The organism is Burkholderia diffusa (assembly GCF_001718315.1).
Classification (GTDB): Bacteria; Pseudomonadota; Gammaproteobacteria; order Burkholderiales; family Burkholderiaceae; genus Burkholderia; species Burkholderia diffusa_B.
Genome location: NZ_CP013362.1, coordinates 2,556,495 through 2,572,033, shown reverse-complemented (window position 1 = coordinate 2,572,033; position 15,539 = coordinate 2,556,495). Strand labels below are relative to the sequence as shown.

Sequence of the window (15,539 nt, the reverse complement as noted above, 5' to 3'; positions counted from 1 at the left end):
CAACGGATCGAAGCCCGAAAATCAGCGTGCCGGCCGCCGCGCCCGCGCGGCGTCGAGATCCTCGCACAGCGCGGCTGCGCCTTGCGCGATCCGCGGCGACGGCCGGGTCAGCAGATCGCCGTCGATCGCGAACAAGTTGTTGCGCGCCACGGCCGTCAGCGCGGGCCACGCACGCCAGCGTGCGAGGCTTGGCAGCGGCGCGTCCGAACGGGTCGCGCCGGCGCTCGTCGTCACGATCGCTTCCGGATTCGCCGCGAGCACGGCTTCGTCGGTGACGGTCGGTGCGAGCGGCTTCAGCGCCGCAAACACGTTGCGGCCGCCGCACAGCGTGATCACTTCGTTGAACAGATGCGCGCCGTTGAGCGTCGTCAGCGGGCGGTCCCATACCTGGAAGAACATCGTGACGGGCGGGCGTGCCGCATAACGCGCGCGCAGCGCCGCGATATCGCGCGAGAACGATGCCGCGGCCGCGTCGGCGGCCGGTTCGGTGCCGAGCAGCGTGCCGAGCCGATGCAACGACGTGGCCACATCGTCGAGATGTTTCGGTTCACTGAAGAACAGCGGAATGTGCAGAGCACGCAGTGCGTCGGTTTGCCGCTCGGCGTTGCCGTGTCGCCAGACGACGATGAGATCGGGCTTCAGCGCGGCGATTCGCTCGAGGTCGAGCGCCTTGTTGTCGCCGACACGCTGCACGGATTGCGCGGCGGGCGGGTAGTCGCTGTATGTGACCGTGCCGACCAGTTTCGCGCCGCCGCCGGCTGCGTAGACCAGCTCGGTCGCATGCGGCGCGAGGCTGATCACGCGTTGCGCCGGGGCGGGCAGCGTCACCGTATTGCCGGCGTCGTCACGGGTCGTCACGGCGGCGTGAGCGAAGGGCGTGTACACAAGCGCGGCCAGCGACGCGAGGGCCGCCAGCCGGCGGAACACGCTGGCGCTCATGCGGATGCCGGCGGCAGCGCCGGGACGCATTGCGAGAGTGCATCGGCGACGCGCCGCCATTCGGCTTCGTTGCCCGGCAGGCCGATGCGCACGCTCGACGGTTGCGCGAAATGCCGCGTCCAGATTCCGCGTGCGGCGAGCGCCGCGTGCAGTGCGGCGGCGCGCGGATCGTCGGTCCAGCTGAACAGCGGCGTCGCGTGCACCGCGAAGCCGTGCGCGCGCAGCAGCGCGGCGAGACGTTCGCCATCGGCCGCGAGCCGCGCGCGCGCGGCGCTCTGCCATGTGCGGTCGGCGAACGCGGCGGCGACTGCGTGACGTGCAGGGCCGCTGACGGTCCATGCGCCGAGCATGTCGCGCAGCGCGACGACCAGCTCCGGACGGGCGAGCGCGAAGCCGGCTCGAATGCCGGCGAGTCCGAAGAACTTGCCGACCGAGCGCAGCACGACGAGGCCCGGACGATCGGTGAACTGCGCGAGCGATGGCGTGGCGCCCGTATCCGCGAATGCCTCGTCGACGATCAGCGTGCCGCCGCGTGCCGACAGCTGCGCATGCCAGCCGAGCAGCCGCTCGGCCGGAACGAATTCGGCAGTCGGATTATTCGGGTTCCCGATGATGATGTGGCGCAGCGACGCGGGCAGCACGTCCGCGTCGATGTCGAGCGGGACGACGCGATGGCCGTGACGTGCGAACGCAGGCGCGTATTCGCCATATGCGAGCGCTGCGACACCGGCGTCGCCCTTCGGCAGCAGCGCGGGCAATGCGCGAATCGCGGCCTGGCTGCCGGCAACGGGCAGCACATGCGCGGCATCGGGCGCGTGATAGTAGCGGGCAGCGCATGCGGCGAGCGTATCGCCGTCATCGGGCAGCCGGCGCCATGCGTCGGCCGGGACCGGCGGCACCGGATAGCCGACCGGATTGATGCCGGTCGACAGGTCGAGCCAGGCGTCGTACGGAATGCCGTGGCGGCGCGCGGCTTCGTGCAGGTTGCCGCCGTGCGTGATGCGTGCGTCAGACATGATGGGTAGCGAGGATGAGTGCGCCGCTCGCGACGAGCAGCGCGAGCCACAGCGCAAGCGTGCGCGTGACGAGCGACAGCGCGGCGACGACGTGCGCGGCCGTCGCCGGTGCGCCGGTGCCGAGCGCGGGACGGTCTTCGATTTCGCCGTGATAGACGGCCGGGCCGCCGAGTTGCACGTTCAGGCTGCCGGCGCCGGAGGCCATCACGGGGCCCGCGTTCGGGCTGTCCCAGTGGTGCGCCTGCGTGCGCCAGCAGCGCCATGCGGCGGCCGTGTCGCCGAGCAGCGCGTAGCTCGCGGCGGTGAGGCGCGCGGGAATCCAGTTCAGCGCGTCGTCGATGCGCGCGGCGGCCCAGCCGAACGTCAGGAAGCGCGGCGTGCGGTAACCCCACATCGCGTCGAGCGTGTTCGCGAGCCGGAACAGCAGCGCGCCGGGGCCGCCTGCGACGACGAACCAGAAGAGCGCGCCGAAGATCGCGTCGTTGCCGTTCTCGAGCGCCGATTCGACTGCGGCGCGCGACAGCGCGCCTTCGTCGGCCTCGCTCGTGTCGCGCGACACGATCCGCGCGGTCAGCGCGCGCGCGGCGTCGAGGTCGTGCCGCAGCAGCGCAGCGGCGATCGGTGCCACATGCTCGGCGAGGCTCTTCGCGCCGAGCGCGAACCACAGCAACGCGACGTGCAGCACGGCTGCGAGCGGCCATGGCAGCACGGCCGCGAGCCATGCGGCGACGGCCACCGGCGGCGCCACCGCCGCGAGCCAAGCGGCGACGCCGATCACGCGGCCGCGCCGGCCCGTGTTCAACGCGCCTTCGATGCGCGCGGCGAGCCGGCCGAACGCGACGAGCGGATGCCAGCCGGCCGGCTCGCCGACGACGCGATCGACGATCGCGGCCGCGACCGCAAGCATCGCGACGACCGGCAGCGACAGCATCAGCATGACGGCGCTCCGCCCTTCAGTTCGAGCGGCAGCCCGGCGACCAGCATCGTCACGCGCGTCGCGAGCGCGGCAATGCGCTGGTTCAGACGCCCGAGTTCGTCGACGTAGCGGCGCGTGACCGACCCGAGCGGCACGACGCCGAGCCCGATTTCGTTGCTGACGACGATCACCTTCGCGCGCGCACCGCGCAACGCGTGCTCGAGCCGCTCGACCTGCGTCGCATACTGCGCATCGTCGAGCGGTTCGCCATCGAGCGGGCACAGCAGGTTCGTGAGCCACAGCGTCAGGCAGTCGACGAGCAGGCACGCGCGCGGATCGTCGAGGCGCGCGAGCGTGCCGGCGAGGTCGACGGGCGCATCGGCGAAGCCCCAGTCAGCCGGCCGGCGCGCGCGATGATGCGCGATGCGCCGTTCGAATTCGGCATCGGCGGCCGACGAGGCCGCGGTCGCAATATAGGTGACGGGGCGGCCGCTGTCGGCGGCGAGCCGCTCGGCGTGCGCGCTCTTGCCCGAACGCGCGCCGCCGAGGACGAAGGTGATGTCGTGCGGAATCATCGCGTGATTGTAACGGCGCGCGCGTGGCGGCGCGGGCGATAATGCGGCCTTTGCTTCGCCATGACTTGCATACGATGAACGCACCCGAACCGCAGCCGCGCGGCACGTTGATGATCCAGGGCACGACGTCCGACGCGGGCAAGAGCACGCTCGTCGCGGGCCTGTGCCGCCTCGCGCGCCGCGCGGGCGCGCGTGTCGCGCCGTTCAAGCCGCAGAACATGGCGCTGAACAGCGCGGTGACGGCCGATGGCGGCGAGATCGGCCGCGCGCAGGCGTTGCAGGCGCTCGCCGCGGGCGTCGCGCCGCATACCGATTTCAACCCGGTGCTGCTGAAGCCGACGAGCGATCGCGGCGCGCAGGTGATCATCCACGGCAAGGCGCGCATGAACCTCGATGCGCGGGCGTACCACGACTACAAGCCGGTCGCATTCGACGCGGTGCTCGAGTCGTACGCGCGGCTGCGTGCCGGCTACGACACGGTGCTCGTCGAAGGCGCGGGCAGCCCGGCCGAGATCAACCTGCGCGAAGGCGACATCGCGAACATGGGCTTCGCGGAACGCGTGGACTGCCCGGTCGTGCTGGTCGCGGACATCGACCGCGGCGGCGTGTTCGCGCACCTGGTCGGCACGCTCGCGTGCCTGTCGGACAGCGAGCGTGCGCGCGTGCGAGGCTTCGTCATCAACCGCTTTCGCGGCGACATCAAGCTGCTCGAACCGGGCCTCGACTGGCTGCGCGCGCAGACGGGCAAGCCGGTGTTCGGCGTGCTGCCGTACCTGCACGGATTGACGCTCGATGCCGAGGACATGCTGCCGTCGCAGGCGCGCAGCGCCGCCGCACGCGCCGACGCCGGCGTGCTGCGGGTGGTGGTGCCCGCGCTGCCGCGGATCAGCAACCATACCGATTTCGATCCGCTGCGCGCGCATCCGCAGGTCGAGTTCACGTACTGGAAGAGCGGCCCGGTGCCCGATGCCGACCTGCTGATCCTGCCCGGCTCCAAGAGCGTGCAGCGCGATCTCGCGTGGTTGCGCGACACGGGCTGGGACGCGCTGATCCGCCGGCACCTGCGCTATGGCGGCAAGGTGATCGGCATCTGCGGCGGGATGCAGATGCTCGGCCGCACGCTGGATGATCCGCTCGGCCTCGAAGGCAGGCCCGGCAGCGTGCCGGGGCTCGGGCTGCTCGATTTCGACACGACGCTGCAGCCGGACAAGACGCTGAAGAACGTGACCGGGCATCTCGCGCTGCCGGGCGCGGCCGCCGTGCATGGCTACGAGATCCACATGGGCGACACGCGCGGACCCGCGCTCGCGGCGCCCGCGCTTGAACTGGCGGCGGCCGATGGGCCGGGCGGCGTGCGCATGGACGGCGCAAGGTCGGCCGACGGGCAGATTCTCGCGACCTACGTGCACGGGCTGTTCGACGCGCCCGACGCGTGTGCGGCACTCCTCGCATGGGCGGGGCTCGACGGCGCGGAGCGCATCGACTACCCGGCGCTGCGCGAGGCGTCGCTGGAGCGGCTGGCCGATTCGTTCGCCGAGCATCTCGACCTGCGCGCGCTGTACGCCGAGTTCCGCTGACGCGGGGCGTGCCGGCCTGGCATTTTGCGGCGGATCGCGTACAACTCAGATGGGCGGAGGTCCGCCCGAAGGAGCGCGACGATGAAGGCTCGATGGTGGTTGAGCGTGCTGCTCGCGGCGTTGCTGGGCGCTTCGGCGGTGGCGCACGCATGTGACTCGTATGCACCGGGCGGCGGCCCGGCCGGTTCCGGTGACGCCGCGCCAGGCAAGAGCGGCGGCTGAGGTTCGTGGCCGATGCGGGCAGCGGGGCATGATCGGTCATGCCCTTTTTTACGACCCGATTCATTCCCGGAAAGAATCAGTTAAAGCCGGAGTGCGTGTTTATTGGTCGAATCGATTCGAATAGAGTGCGATCCATTCTCATCCACTCATGAAGGAATTCGCCATGAACCCCAATCGCCTGAACGATCTCGGCGCGGCGCTGCTGCGTGTCGCACTCGGTGTGCTGTATCTCGCGCACGTTGCGCAGAAAGTGTTCGTCTTCACGCTGCCCGGCACCGCGCAGTTCTTCGCGTCGATCGGCCTGCCGGGCTGGCTCGCGTATGTGACGACGTTCGTCGAGCTGGCCGGCGGCCTTGCGCTGCTCGCAGGCTTTCGCGTGCGTGTCGCCGCGCTGGTGCTGCTGCCGTTCATGCTCGGCGCGGTGTCCGCGCATCTGCCCAACGGCTGGAGCTTCGCGTCGCCGAATGGCGGCTGGGAATACCCGGCGTTCTGGGCCGTCACGCTGGCCGTGCAGGCGCTGCTGGGCGGCGGCGCATTCGCGCTCGGCGCACCGCGCGCCACGACGCGAACCGCATGAAAGGGGGAGCGCATCGGCGCAACCCGTTCCGGTGACACCCCGTTTGCCGATATCATCGCTCCCTGTATCCGCAATCGAGCGGCGCCTGCCGGGCGGCAAGCGCCGCGTGGCTTTCTCGGGGGAATTCATGACGGTCATCGTGGTGGCGAATCCGAAGGGCGGCGTGGGGAAAAGCACGCTGTCCACCAATCTTGCCGGCTATTTCGCGGCGCAGGGCGCATGGGTCGCGCTCGCCGATCTCGACCGGCAGCAGTCCGCGCATGCGTGGCTCGACCTGCGGCCGGCCGGGCTGCCGGCGATCGAGGCGTGGGAGCTCGATCCGGACGCGCCGTCGAAGCCGCCGCGCGGCCTCGAATATGCGGTGATCGACACGCCTGCCGGCCTGCATGGCAACCGGCTCAACGTCGCGCTGCAGCTCGCCGACAAGGTGATCGTGCCGCTGCAGCCGTCGATGTTCGATATTCTCGCGACCCAGCAGTTTCTGGAGCGCCTCGCTGGCGAGAAGGCCGTGCGCAAGGGCAGCGTGGAGGTCGGGATCGTCGGGATGCGGGTCGACGCGCGCACGCGTTCGTCCGACCAGCTGCACCGTTTCGTCGAAGGGCTCGGGCTGCCGGTGCTCGGCTATGTGCGCGACACGCAGAATTACGTGCAGATCGCCGCGCACGGCCTGACGCTGTGGGATGTCGCGAAAAGCCGCGTCGAGAAGGATCTCGAACAGTGGCGGCCGATCGTCGAATGGGCCGAGCGTCGCGCGCCGAAAGCGGAGAAGGCCGCCAAGGCGTCTTGACCGCCGGTGGTCGAACACCGGCGAGGCGGTTACGGTGAAGTGAATGAAGAAGGGCCTGATCCGGCGTCGTGCCGGATCAGGCCCTTCCTGCATGTGCGGGCACGGTGCTGGCCGTCACGGCGCACGAGGGCGCCGAGGCCCGGCGCATCGCGACACGCCGGCCGCCACGTGGATCAGGTCCAGTTCTGCGTCGGCACGTGATCGCGGTGGCCCTTGATCTTGTTGCCTTCGTCGATGAACACGAGCTTCGGCTTCCAGCCGGCCTGCAGCTCGGCTTCGTCGACCATCGCGAACGCAGCGATGATCACGAGGTCGCCGAGCTGGGCGCGGCGCGCGGCCGAGCCGTTCAGCGAGATCATCCCGCTGCCGCGCTCGCCCTTGATCGCGTACGTCGAGAAGCGCTCGCCGTTGTTGATGTTCCAGATGTCGATCCGTTCGTTCTCGATGAGGCCCGCCGCTTCGAGCAGGTCTTCGTCGATCGCGCACGAGCCTTCGTAATGCAGCTCGCAGTGCGTGACGGCCGCGCGGTGGATCTTCGATTTGAGCATATGGCGCTGCATGGTATCTCCGTGATGCGTGAGAGGCGAGGGCGGGCGGCCCGTCAGATTTCCAGGTTGTCGATCAGGCGCGTCGCGCCGAGCTTTGCGGCCGCGAGCACGACGAGCGGCTCGCCGGCTTCGAGTTCGGCCGCGCTCGGCGCGATCAGGTTCGCGCGGCGGCGGATCGCGATGTAGTCGGGCGCCCAGCCGCGCTCGGCCAGGTGCGCGTGCGCGTGTTGCTCGAGCTTGCCGAGGTCGCGTTCGCCGCCGAGCACGCTGTCGCGCACGCGCTGCAACGTCTTCGCGAGTTCGGGCGCTTCCTTGCGCTCGTCCGCCGTCAGATAACGGTTGCGCGACGACAGCGCGAGACCGTCCTCGTCGCGCACGGTTTCGGCCGCGATGATCTCGACGGGCAGCGCGAGCTGCTGGCACATCCGGCGCACGATCATCAGCTGCTGGTAATCCTTCTTGCCGAACACGGCGACGCGCGGCTGTACGCAGGACATCAGCTTCGTGACGACCGTGCACACGCCAGCGAAGAAGCCGGGGCGGAACTCGCCCTCGAGAATCCCGCCGAGGTCGTCCGGCGGGAGCACGCGGTACTCCTGCGGCTCCGGATACATGTCGCGCTCGGTCGGCGCGAACAGCACGTAGACGTTTTCCTTCTGCAGCTTCTCGATGTCGTCCTGCAGGGTGCGCGGATATTTGTCGAAATCCTCGTTCGGGCCGAACTGCAGCCGGTTGACGAAGATGCTCGCCACGACCGGGTCGCCGTGCTGGCGCGCGAGGCGCATCAGCGACAGGTGACCTTCGTGCAGGTTGCCCATCGTCGGCACGAACGCCGTGCGGTTCTGTCCGCGCAACTGGTCGCGCAGTTCCTGGATCGAGCTGATGACTTTCATGATCGGGTAGCGGGTTCCTCGCGCAGGCGCGCGTTGGCGCCGCAGCAGCGGCGTCGGGGTCGAAGCGGAGAACGCCGGCGCGCGGGCGGCGCATCGGGCGTCGGCGGATTGTAGAGGATTTGGCCGCCGGGTGCATCGAAAAAAGTACGATCGTTCACTTTTTACGCGGGCGCACCGCGAACGAGCCGCGCGGGCGGCTCCGGCGGCGGGATGCGGTGTATTGCGGTGTGCGGGGTGACGCGGATGCGGCGGCGCGCCTTACGCGGGCAGGTATGCGAGGCGCACGTAGATCGGCGCGAACGGTTCGGCCTGCGTGATCTCGACGAGCGATTCGCGCGCGAGTTCCAGCATCGCGATGAAGTTCACGACGACGACCGGCACGCCGCGCGACGTGTCGAACAGGTCGGCGAACTCCATGAAGCGTGCGTTCTGCAGCCGGCGCAGGATCAGGCTCATGTGTTCGCGCACCGACAGCTCCTCGCGGGAGATCTTGTGGTGCTGGACGAGCTTCGCGCGCTTGAGCACGTCGGCCCACGCGGCGCGCAGGTCGTTCGAATCGACGTCCGGGAAGCGCGGCGTGATGCTCTGCTCGATGTAGACCTCGGCGCGCAGGAAGTCGCGCCCGAGTTGCGGCAGCTGGTCGAGGCGTTGCGCGGCGAGCTTCATCTGCTCGTATTCGAGCAGGCGGCGCACGAGTTCCGCGCGCGGATCCTCGGCTTCCTCGCCGGTATCGGCCTTCTTGACCGGCAGCAGCATCCGCGACTTGATCTCGATCAGCATCGCGGCCATCAGCAGATATTCGGCCGCCAGCTCGAGGTTCGACGTGCGGATCTGGTCGACGTAGCCCAGATATTGCGCGGTGACCTGCGCCATCGGGATGTCGAGCACGTTGAAATTCTGCTTGCGGATCAGGTACAGCAGCAGGTCGAGCGGCCCTTCGAACGTTTCGAGGAACACCTCGAGCGCATCGGGCGGGATGTAGAGATCCTGCGGCAGCTTGAAGAGCGGCTCGCCGTACAGGCGTGCGAACGCCGCGACACCGTCGACCGTGTCGGGCGTCGAATCGGCGCCCGCAGGCGCGGCGATCGCGTCGTCCTGCCGGGCGGCGCTGGCCTCGTCGGCGGCGCTCACGTCGTCAGAAGTTCTGGTAGTAGACGTAGGACGTTTGCTTCACGCGCGATTCCTGCTGCTCGGCGCGCTCGTCGAGGTCGATCGGCTGCTTGTCCCACAGCAGCGAACGGCCCTTGCGCTGCTCTTCTTCGAGCGTCGGCTTCTGTTGCTTGAGCTGGTTCAGGAATTGCGTGACGTCGGACTGGTACGGCATGGCTTGGCTTTCCGTTTCGGGCGGCGCACGATGCGCCGGGTTCGCGATGGCGGGATTTTACCGCATCGCGGGGAACAGCCGGCGGCAATCGCGCGTCGAATCCGCTGGCCGACGCCCGCGGCGCGACCGGCCGGCCCCGCGCGCCTCGTTGCGTCCAGGCGTCAAAGCGGCGCCCGTGCGGGCAGGGCCGCCGCCCTGTGGTCAAATACGGGGTTTTCCACAAAATCACGACAACCGAGGGCGAGGTCATAGTTGGCGGGTCAGGTGAACCAGCAGACACATACGGCGCTTGAGGCGAACCCGCGCGCGGCGCGCCTCCACGATCGGCGCGCGCGGTGCGGCGCCGCTGCGGCGGCCCGGGCAGCCCTCGTCGGCTGCCTCGCCGCGTTCGTCGCGCTGCCGGCCTACGCGAAGTACGACGTCGACATCGACGCGCCGCGCGCGATCCGCAAGCTCCTCAAGGCCCATCTCGACATCGCGCGTTTCGCAAAGCGCGACGACATCAGCGACGACCAGTTCGACTTCCTCGTGACGGCGACTCCTCAGCAGGTGCGCGACCTGACTGCGACGGCCGGCTATTTCTCGCCGGTCGTGCGCACCGATGTGCGCACGCGCGACGGCAAGCGCGACGTGCGCGTCGCCGTCGATCCGGGGCCGCAGACCGTCGTGTCGACGGTCGATCTGGCGTTCAAGGGCCCGGTCGGCACCGAGGATCCGAAGCAGGAAGCCGCGACTCGCTTCGCGTTCTCGCTGAAGCCGGGCGACCCGTTTACGCAATCCGACTGGGACGGCGCGAAGGGCGCGGCGCTCAGGCAGTTGCAGTCGCGCCGCTACCTGGGCGCGAAGATCGCGTCGTCGGAGGCGCGCGTCGACCCGCGCACGCAGCGCGCGACGCTGGCCGTCACGTTCGACAGCGGCCCGACGTTTACGATCGGCAAGGTCGACGTCGACGGCGTGCGCCGCTATCCGGAAAAGATCGTCACGAACGTGAATCCGCTGTCGGAAGGCGAGATCTACGACGTGCAGCGGATCACCGAGCTGCAGCGGCAGCTGCAGAACACGCCGTACTACGCGAGCGTCGCGATCGACGTCGGCGACGATACGGCCAAGCCGGAGCGCACGCCCGTGCACGTGAAGGTCAGCGAGTTTCCGTACAACAGCATTCGCGGCGGCGTCGGCTATGCGACCGATACGGGCCCGCACGTCCAGGGCTCCTATACGTATCTCGACACGTTCGGCGCCGCGTGGCCGCTCACCGTGTCGGGCCGGCTCGACCAGATCCAGCAGTACGGCCAGGTCCAGCTGTCGATGCCGCCCGGCGAAAAAGGGTGGACCAACAGCGTGCTCGCGTCGTACACGAACACCAACGTGTCGGACACGCGCATCTACAGCGCACGGGTCGGCGCGCAGCGCACGCGCACCGGTCAGTTCATCGACTACGCGTACTCGCTGATGTTCTACCAGGACCGGCTCGACCAGAACGGCGCCGGCCCGACCACGAGCCGTGCGCTGGTGCCGCAGTGGGCGTGGACGCGTCGCAACGTCGACGATCCGCTGTTCCCGCGCTCGGGCAACCTGATCCACGCCGAGGCCGGCTTCGCGATCAAGGGCGTGCTGACCGACCAGACCTTCATCCGCGGTTATGCGCGCGGCCAGCAGTACCTGCCGATCGGCAAGCGCGACCTGTTCGTGTTCCGCGCGGAGCTCGGCGGCGTGTTCACGAGCGGAAGCTCGAACGGCGTGCCGGCGTCGCTGCTGTTCCGCGCGGGCGGCTCGAATTCGGTGCGCGGCTACGGCTACCAGAGCATCGGCAACAGCGTCGACGGCTCCGTGCTGCCGACCAAGTACCTGGTGACGGGCACCGCCGAATACCAGCACTGGTTCAACCGCGACTGGGGCGCCGCGACCTTCTTCGACATCGGCACCGCGACCGATGCATGGGGCGAGCGCGTGTTTTATCCGGGCGTCGGTATCGGCGCGCGTTGGCGCAGCCCCGTTGGCCCGATCAACGTCGACGTCGCGTACGGACTGCGCAACCATAGCGTGCGCCCGTACCTGACGCTCGGCATCGCTTTCTGAACGTGTTGCAAGAGCCACGACGAACCGCATGACGAAGGATCCTAACGACACGCCGCCGCCTCACGACCCGGACGCGCCCGACGCGCCGCAGCCCGCGCCGCGCCGCGTGCGTGCGGGCCGGATCCTCGCGTGGACGCTCGCGACGGTCGTGCTGCTCGCCGTGCTTGCAGCCGGCCTCGTGCTGGCCGCGGCGACGACCGAGCGCGGCACGCGGCTTGCGTGGCAGACCGCCGTGCGTGTGCTGGGCGGCCGGCTGGCCGGCACGCTGGACGGCGGCGCGCTCGCGACGGGCGTGCGGCTGCGCGGCTTCGCGTGGACGAGCCCTCGCGGCGCCGGCACCGAAGTGCGGATCGACCGGCTCGACGGCCGCTGGGCGCTGACCCGCGCGCCGTGGCGGCTGACCGTCGACTACCTTCGCGCGGGCACGATCGATGTGCGCATCGCGCCGGGTCCGTCGACGCCGTCCGCGACGCCGCAGGACCTGAGCCTGCCGCTGCAATTGCGGATCGACGACCTGCGCGTCGATCACCTGGCGATTCACGAAGGCGGCTCGACGACGCAGCTCGACCATCTCGCGCTGAACGGCCGCAGCGACGGCCGTCACCATGAACTGGCGCTCGACGGCATCGATACGCCGTACGGCGCGCTGACCGCACGCGCGAAGCTCGACGGCGTGAAGCCGTTCGCGCTGACGGGCAACGCGACCTACGTGGGCAAGCTCGCGGACGAACCGGTCAACGCGAGCGCGAACGTATCGGGCTCGCTCGAAGCGCTCGTCGCCGACGTTACCGCGAGCGGGATGAAGCTGAACGGGCGCGCGCACGTCGAGGCCGCGCCGTTCGGCGCGGTGCCGCTCACGCGCGCGTCGCTCGCGTTCGATCACGTGAACCCGCAGGCGATCGCGCCGGGCGCACCGGCCGCCGATCTCGCGGTGCGCGCGGAGCTGGCGCCCGTGGCCGCGCATGCGAAGGGGTTCGCGGTGACCGGCCCGGTGTCGATCGTCAACGCGAAGCCCGGCACGCTCGTCGAACATCTGCTGCCCGTCGTCGACGCACATGCGACCGTCAATCTCGACGCGCACGCGCAGCGGATCGACGGCCTCGCGCTGAAGCTGATCCGCGACGGCAGCGTGACCGGCGGCGGCACGCTGACCGGCGGCAAGGGCCGCTTCGACCTGAAGGTCGCGAACCTCGACCTCAATGCATTCGTCGCCGAGTTGCGGCCGATGCGCCTTGGCGGCCCGCTCGACGTCACGCTCGCCGGCGACGCGACGACCGTCGACTTCGACCTGAACGATCCGAAGCTCGCGCTCGGCGCGCGCGCGAAGGTCGCGCTGACGCGCCAGCAGACGGTGCTGACCGATGCGCGCGTGACGGCGGGCAAGGGCCGGATCGACCTGACCGGCGTGTTCCGTCACGACGCGCATTCGAGCTATGACGCGAAGGCGACGCTGACCGCGTTCGATCCGCTGCTGCTTGCCGCGATGAGCGCGCCGGGCGCGGGCGGCGGCAAGCCGGTCGCCAAAACGGCGAAGGCAACGGCCAAGGCGCCGGCCCGGCGCGGCGAGACGCGCGTATCGGGCACGCTGACGGCCTCCGGCGCGTTCGCGCCGCAGGTGTCGACGAAGGCGACCTTCAAGCTCGGCGACAGCCTCTACGACGGCGTACCGCTGACCGGCGCCGGCGTCGTGCAGCTCGCCGGCGCGCGGATCCTGCCGAGCAACGCGAACCTGTCGATCGCGGGCAACCATGTCGACCTGCGCGGCAGTTTCGGCGCGCCGGGCGACCGGCTGCGCTTCGTTGTCGACGCGCCGGAGCTCGACCGGCTCGGCTTCGGCGTGCAGGGGCTCGTGCAGGCGCAGGGCGAGCTGACCGGCAGCTTCGCGCATCCGAACGTGACGGGCACCTACAAGGCCCAGCACGTCGTGGTCGGCTCGAACCGGGTCGGTGCCGCGCAGGGCCGCGCCGACATCCGCGACGGTGCGCACGGTGCGCTCGTGTTCACGGCCGACGCGACGGACATCGCGCTCGGCTCGCTGCAATTGAAATCGCTGCGCGCGAACCTCGACGGCACGCGCGCGAAGCACACGCTCGACGCGTCGGCGATCGGGACGGCCGACGGCCGCGTGATCGATCTGGCGCTCGCGGCGAACGGGGGCGTGGTCGAGAATCGCGACGGGATGCGCTGGGACGGCACCGTCACGCGCCTCGCGAACCGCGGCACGCCGGCGGTGGCCCTGCAGTCGCCGCTCACCGTGTCGGCGGGCGCGGGCCGCGTGACGCTCGGCGCGACGCGGCTCACGCTCGAAGGCGCGACGATCGACCTGAAGTCGTTCGTGTTCGATCACGGCCAGATGCGCTCGGCAGGCGCCGTGCGCGGCGCGTCGGTCGCGCGCTTCCTCGAGATCCGCCAGGAGTTGACGGGCCAGCGGCCGCCGGTGCGCACCGACGTCGTGCTCGATGCCGACTGGGATTTCTCGCTCGGCGCGAATGCGACGGGCTACGTGCAGGTGAAGCGGCGCGGCGGCGACGTGACGATCGAGACCGGCCGCGGCATCGCGTCGCTCGGGCTGACCGACCTGTCGGCGCGCGCGAGTTTTGCACCCGGCAACCGGCTCAACGTGGTGGCGCTCGCGAAGGCGAACCGCGTCGGCACGCTCGACGCGAATGTCACCGTGCCGTTCGCGCTGCGCGACGGCGTGTTCGGCGTCGTCGACGACGGCCCGCTCGCCGGCCGCATCGACGCCGACATCCCGTCGCTGAAGGCGACCGGCAACCTGTTCGGGCCCAGCTACCTGCTTGGCGGGCGCGCGGCGCTGAAGCTGACGATCGCGGGCACGCCGGTGAAGCCGAACGTGTCGGGCATGCTGACGGGCGACGACCTGTCCGCGACGCTCGTCGACCAGGGCGTGCAGCTGAAGGACGGCATCGTGCGCGTGAAGCTCGCGGAGAACCTCGTCGAATTCCAGCAGGTCGAGTTCCACGGCGGCGACGGCACGCTGCGCGCGATCGGCCGCGTGCGGCTCGACGGCGAGGCGCCGGACCTGACCGCGAGCATCGTCGCGGACAAGCTCGAGCTATTCGCGGCGCCGGACCGCAAGCTGTCGCTGTCGGGCAAGGCGACCGTCGCGAACGACGGGCCGCGCGGCGCGCTGTCGATCGACGGCAAGTTCGTCGTCGACCGTGCGTTGTTCGACCTGCCGGAGGACGCCGCGCCGCACTTGTCCGACGATGTCGTCGTGGTGCGCCCCGACGGGACCGTGCGCGGCGAGACGCCGACCGGCACGGCGGTCGCGAAGCCGCAGAAGGTCGAGAACAAGCCGGCGCCGTCGCTTGCGCCGCGCGCGAACATCGACATCGGCCTCGGCAACAACTTCCGCTTCAAGGGGCACGGCGCGGATCTCGGGCTGCGCGGCACGATTACCGTGATGAGCGCGCCGGGCGTGCCGCTGCGCGCGGTCGGCAACGTGCGCGTGACCGAAGGGTCCACGTACACGTCGTTCGGCCGCAAGCTCGCGGTCGAGAACGGCTTCTTCACGTTCAACGGCCCCGTGTCGAATCCGGGCGTGAACATCCTCGCGATGCGGCGCAACCAGGAAGTCGAGGCCGGCGTGCAGGTCACCGGCACGATCCAGGCGCTGACGGTGAAGCTGGTGTCGGAACCCAACGTCACCGACAACGAAAAACTGTCGTGGCTGCTGTTCGGCCACGGCACCGATCAGGGCAACAACGTGGGCCAGCAGGGCACGATGACGGCGGCGCTCGCGCTGCTGGGCAGCGTGACCGGCAAGCGTGTTGCGCAGACCTTCGGGCTCGACGAATTCTCGATCGGCCGCAGCGATGTCGGGCTGACCGATCCGCAGGTCATCCAGGTGTCGAAGGCGATCAACGAGCGCTTCGTGCTCGGCTTCGAGCAGGGCCTGCAGTCGGCGAGCAACGCGTTCAAGGCGACGATCAACCTGACGCGCTTCTGGTCGGTGTCCGCATACGGCGGCACGTTCCAGGGCGTCGACCTGAACTACACGCGGCGCTTCGATCGCTGGTTCAGCCAGCGGTGACACTGCGGCACGCCGGCACGCGCCGGATT

General features: G+C 69.9%; 14 protein-coding genes. 6 read left to right on the top strand and 8 right to left on the bottom strand.

Going from position 1 to position 15,539, the window contains the following annotated elements:
* Window positions 1–21: 21 nt before the first annotated feature.
* Genes WI26_RS11830 through cobU form a run of 4 tightly spaced genes read right to left on the bottom strand, consistent with a single transcriptional unit; the run spans window position 22 to window position 3,446 of the window.
* On the bottom strand, window positions 22–939 hold the full coding sequence (locus tag WI26_RS11830) for a cobalamin-binding protein (protein WP_069226413.1): 918 nt from the start codon (window positions 937–939) through the stop codon (window positions 22–24).
* The gene (gene cobD / locus WI26_RS11825; protein ID WP_069226008.1) at window positions 936–1,955 is read right to left on the bottom strand and encodes a threonine-phosphate decarboxylase CobD; all 1,020 of its coding nucleotides are present in this window, start codon (window positions 1,953–1,955) and stop codon (window positions 936–938) included. The genes WI26_RS11830 and cobD overlap by 4 nt, the downstream gene beginning before the upstream one ends.
* Window positions 1,948–2,892, bottom strand: a complete 945-nt coding sequence (cbiB, locus tag WI26_RS11820) for an adenosylcobinamide-phosphate synthase CbiB (RefSeq protein WP_069226007.1) — start codon at window positions 2,890–2,892, stop codon at window positions 1,948–1,950. The genes cobD and cbiB overlap by 8 nt, the downstream gene beginning before the upstream one ends.
* Window positions 2,886–3,446: a bifunctional adenosylcobinamide kinase/adenosylcobinamide-phosphate guanylyltransferase gene (gene cobU / locus WI26_RS11815; protein WP_059595720.1), complete on the bottom strand. Its 561-nt coding sequence runs from the start codon at window positions 3,444–3,446 to the stop codon at window positions 2,886–2,888. The genes cbiB and cobU overlap by 7 nt, the downstream gene beginning before the upstream one ends.
* Window positions 3,447–3,520: 74 nt before the next feature.
* Here cobU and WI26_RS11810 point away from each other — a divergent pair, with 74 nt between their 5' ends.
* The 4 genes from WI26_RS11810 (at window position 3,521) to WI26_RS11800 (ending at window position 6,609) form a co-directional block, all read left to right on the top strand.
* On the top strand, window positions 3,521–5,023 hold the full coding sequence (locus WI26_RS11810) for a cobyric acid synthase (protein WP_069226006.1): 1,503 nt from the start codon (window positions 3,521–3,523) through the stop codon (window positions 5,021–5,023).
* 81 nt (window positions 5,024–5,104) lie between these two features.
* Window positions 5,105–5,245, top strand: coding sequence for a hypothetical protein (locus tag WI26_RS32690; RefSeq protein ID WP_167359243.1), 141 nt, complete (start codon window positions 5,105–5,107; stop codon window positions 5,243–5,245).
* A 163-nt stretch (window positions 5,246–5,408) separates the two neighbouring features.
* Window positions 5,409–5,822, top strand: coding sequence for a DoxX family protein (locus tag WI26_RS11805; protein ID WP_059468311.1), 414 nt, complete (start codon window positions 5,409–5,411; stop codon window positions 5,820–5,822).
* Between the two features lie 127 nt (window positions 5,823–5,949).
* Window positions 5,950–6,609, top strand: a complete 660-nt coding sequence (locus WI26_RS11800) for a ParA family protein (protein WP_059468241.1) — start codon at window positions 5,950–5,952, stop codon at window positions 6,607–6,609.
* A gap of 173 nt (window positions 6,610–6,782) precedes the next feature.
* Here the strand turns inward: WI26_RS11800 and panD are convergent, their stop codons facing one another.
* The 4 genes from panD to WI26_RS11780 form a co-directional block, all read right to left on the bottom strand.
* Window positions 6,783–7,169: an aspartate 1-decarboxylase gene (panD, locus tag WI26_RS11795; protein WP_006484038.1), complete on the bottom strand. Its 387-nt coding sequence runs from the start codon at window positions 7,167–7,169 to the stop codon at window positions 6,783–6,785.
* 41 nt (window positions 7,170–7,210) lie between these two features.
* The gene (gene panC / locus WI26_RS11790; protein ID WP_059511693.1) at window positions 7,211–8,050 is read right to left on the bottom strand and encodes a pantoate--beta-alanine ligase; all 840 of its coding nucleotides are present in this window, start codon (window positions 8,048–8,050) and stop codon (window positions 7,211–7,213) included.
* Between the two features lie 258 nt (window positions 8,051–8,308).
* Entirely contained in the window at window positions 8,309–9,181 is an 873-nt protein-coding gene (locus tag WI26_RS11785) for a segregation and condensation protein A (protein WP_059468239.1), read from the bottom strand.
* A 4-nt stretch (window positions 9,182–9,185) separates the two neighbouring features.
* A complete protein-coding gene (locus tag WI26_RS11780; RefSeq protein ID WP_044849219.1) occupies window positions 9,186–9,374 on the bottom strand; it encodes a DUF3460 family protein in 189 nt (62 codons plus the stop codon).
* A gap of 252 nt (window positions 9,375–9,626) precedes the next feature.
* Between WI26_RS11780 and WI26_RS11775 the strand changes: the two genes are divergently transcribed.
* Together WI26_RS11775 and WI26_RS11770 are read left to right on the top strand one after the other, a co-directional pair.
* Window positions 9,627–11,453: an autotransporter assembly complex protein TamA gene (locus WI26_RS11775; RefSeq protein WP_069226005.1), complete on the top strand. Its 1,827-nt coding sequence runs from the start codon at window positions 9,627–9,629 to the stop codon at window positions 11,451–11,453.
* 28 nt (window positions 11,454–11,481) lie between these two features.
* Complete coding sequence (locus WI26_RS11770; protein WP_069226004.1) at window positions 11,482–15,510, top strand: translocation/assembly module TamB domain-containing protein; 4,029 nt, start codon at window positions 11,482–11,484, stop codon at window positions 15,508–15,510.
* The last annotated feature ends 29 nt before the right edge of the window (window positions 15,511–15,539 follow it).